The sequence below is a fragment of the Streptomyces sp. WELS2 genome, from assembly GCF_013870595.1.
Taxonomy (GTDB): Bacteria; Actinomycetota; Actinomycetes; order Streptomycetales; family Streptomycetaceae; genus Streptomyces.
This window is the reverse complement of the sequence record NZ_JACBWZ010000766.1, coordinates 1-2,914: the sequence shown is the minus strand read 5'-3', so window position 1 is coordinate 2,914 and position 2,914 is coordinate 1. Positions and strand designations below refer to the sequence as shown.

General features: G+C 73.0%; 1 protein-coding gene and 1 pseudogene. Both read right to left on the bottom strand.

The window, feature by feature from the left end; translation table 11 throughout:
- Positions 1-178: 178 nt before the first annotated feature.
- Positions 179-1,798 carry an amino acid ABC transporter substrate-binding protein gene (locus H5J33_RS29495; protein ID WP_258565478.1) on the bottom strand — a complete coding sequence of 540 codons (1,620 nt, stop codon included), beginning with the start codon at positions 1,796-1,798 and terminating at the stop codon, positions 179-181.
- 5 nt (positions 1,799-1,803) lie between these two features.
- A pseudogene (locus H5J33_RS29490) lies at positions 1,804-2,914 on the bottom strand (hypothetical protein); the annotation flags it as partial.

The following is a 2,914-nucleotide window of genomic DNA, read 5'->3' as shown; positions in this document are numbered from 1 at the left end:
GTCAGCCAGCGCGCCGTGGCGGCGATCAGGGGGGACAGGTCAGTGAGCACAGCCGGGCCGTCCGAGGTGAGGGGTACAGGGGCTCCACGCCACGGTAGCCGGGCGCCCGGCACGCCCGGGAGGGGGTGCGAACCAGGTCATATGTGAGGTGACGCACGCCCCGACCCGGGCCGCGGGGTCAGGGGGTACGGCTGGGGATGACGCAGTTCTTCGGCTGGGGAGTGCCGGTGGGCCAGCCCAGGCCGACGTACTTCAGCGTGCCCTCGCCCTTGCGGCCCGGGTCCAGCCGGACCACCGCCACCGGTTTGTCGTACGGGTTGCCGCCGCCGGTCAGGCAGATCAGGCCGCTGGTGCCCGGCACGCGGTGCTGGGCGTTCAGCCGGACCCACTCCTGGCCGACCTCCTCCAGGCCGGGCACCCGGTCGGCGGGGCCGCTCTGCACCTGGTGCAGCGCGGTGCCGATGGTGACCATGCCGTCGTACACGAGCATCGTGCGGGAGTCCTCCAGGCCGGGCGGGGCGCCGAGGTCGGTCCCGGCGCGCCGCGCGGTGTCGATGAGGTTGCGCAGGCGGTCCAGGGCCGCCTTCGGCTCCGCGAGGTACTGGGGCAGTTCCTTCGCGGTGGGCTCCCGGCCGTGGCTCTCGCGCCACGCCTTGCGCCAGGCGGTCAGCTCGGTCTCCCAGGCCGCGGGGTGCGCGGGGGCGGCGTACTCCACGGTCACCTTGGCCTCGCCGTCCGTGCCGCGCAGCTTCTCCCAGTCGTCCGCGCTCATGTACTGCCCCAGCGAGGCGGCGTCGGAGCCGCTGATGATGGTGTAGTGCCGTTTCCCGCAGCCGACCTCGGCGAGCTTGAGCGCGAAGAGCCGCAGGTGCAGCGTGCGCCCGGCGAAGTAGACGGTGTCGGCCTCGGAGCTGCAGATGTTGTTGGCGATCTGGGTGAACTGGTTGCCGGTGGAGCCCGCCTCGTCGATGGCCGGGGAGGTGAAGGACATCTCGGCGGGGCCGGCCGGGCCCTTCTCCTCGATGCTGTCGAAGGCCTTCGCCAGCGACTCGTTGTAACTGTCCTGACGGGTGTCGTGGACCAGCACCGTCCTGCGGTCCTCCCGGTTCCGTCCTCCGGTGAAGGCGGCCAGTGCCCGTGCCACCTCGTGATTGGTGGGGATGATCCGGGCCAGGCCGGGGAACTTCGGCTTCGCCACCGCGTCCAGGCCCTCCTCGTTCGCGATCCCGTCGCCGGTGATCCGGGAGGCGAGCACGGGGATCTTCTGCGCGGTCAGGCGTGCGACGGCCTTGGTCGTGGCGTCGAGGCTGAGGTTGAAGCCGGTGACGGCGCGCAGCCGGTCCTCGGGCGAGCGGGCCATGCGCAGCAGGGTGTCCACGACGGCGGCCTGGTGCCCGTACTCCCGGCCGGGGTTGGCCAGCACCAGCCGTATCCTCGGCGGTTCGCCCTCGCCCTCGTTGGCCTGCAACTGCCCCAGGTAGGCCCCTTGCAGGTCGCTGCGTATCTGCCGGCGCAGCGCCTCGCTGCCGGACTGGAGCGGCATCATCACCGCCACCGTCACATGGGGGTCCTTCTCGATCCTCCTGTTCTCCTGCGCGATGGCCCGGGTGACGCCGCCGATCTCGGGGGTGCCGAAGTCGTAGCCCGCGCCGTTGACGCCGACGCACTCGTCGCCGATCCGTTCGACGCCGTCCGCGCAGGTGTCCGGCCGGTGGAGGAAGGTCCAGCCGAACAGGCCGCCCGCCACCAGGGCCGCCGTGCCCAGCAGGGCGTACAGGATCTTCTTCCACCTGGGCATCCGCGTCATCTCCTTCGCCCGAGCTGATCGGTGCAGGTGCAGCGCAGCAACGGCTGGTCGTTCTCCGCCAGCCCGCTCCACTCGGTGGCGGTCCGGCCCAGCTGCCCGGCGCCCTCGAACTCCATGATCGACAGCAGGTCCAGCAGTTTGGCCAGCGTGCGGGCGGTCTCCCGGCCGGTGGGCCTGGTCCGCTCCTCGCACAGCCAGACCGCGTGCAGCAGTTGGTCGACCGTGCGGCGCAACGCCGGTCCGTCCACCGCGACCAGCCCCTGGGCGCGCTGCCTGCGGGTTTCCGCGCCCGACGGGTACGGCGCCTGGGCGATCTCCAGCAGCTCCGCGCACCACTCGCGGGGGCGGCCGGGCAGCGTGCCGGCCAGATGGCGGACCACGTCGTCCACCCCGCCGGAGACCAGATGGTGGTTCATCCGGTGCGCCGTGACCGAGTGGAAGGCGGCCCCGCCCGGCGCCGCGTCGTCCGCCGCGCGTCCGGTGTAGTGGTCGCGCAGCAGGTGGTGGTCGGCGTACCAGGCGGCGCCGTCGGGGCGCAACGCGTACAGCCGGTGCACCAGCAGCTGGCGCAGGCCGAAGTCCCCGATGAAGTGCCGTTCGCAGGCGGGCCAGCCGGTGTCGGTGAGCAGCTGCTCCACATGATGGGCCGTCAGCCGGTGGACTCGGCCCCGCTGGTGGTGGCGCAGCAGGACGTCCGCGCACTCCGTGTCGTGTGCCACCGACAGGTGGGTGAGCAGGTCGAGCCAGTGGTCGTGGTGCTCGGCCGGCAGCCGCACCGGGAGCTGGTCCAGCACCAGTTCGCGCAGCAGTACCTCGGCGACGGGCCGCTCGTCGGCGCCGTCACCCAGGGCGGTCAGCGGGGCGTCCAGGATGGCCCGGTCGTTGGCGTCCGCCGGCATGCGGAAGGCGGCGGCGGCCTCGGCCAGCCGGATCACCGTGTGCGGGCGTCCGCCGCTCAGCCGTGCCACGGCGGCGTCGACACGGCGGCGGTTGGTGCCACCCTCCGGTTCGGCGCGCCGCTGTCTGCGCTCGGTCTCCCGGCGCAGCTGGTCGCCGGTGAGCAGCGGCATCCGCAGCAGCAGGACCCCGTCGGCCAGCGGTGCCCGG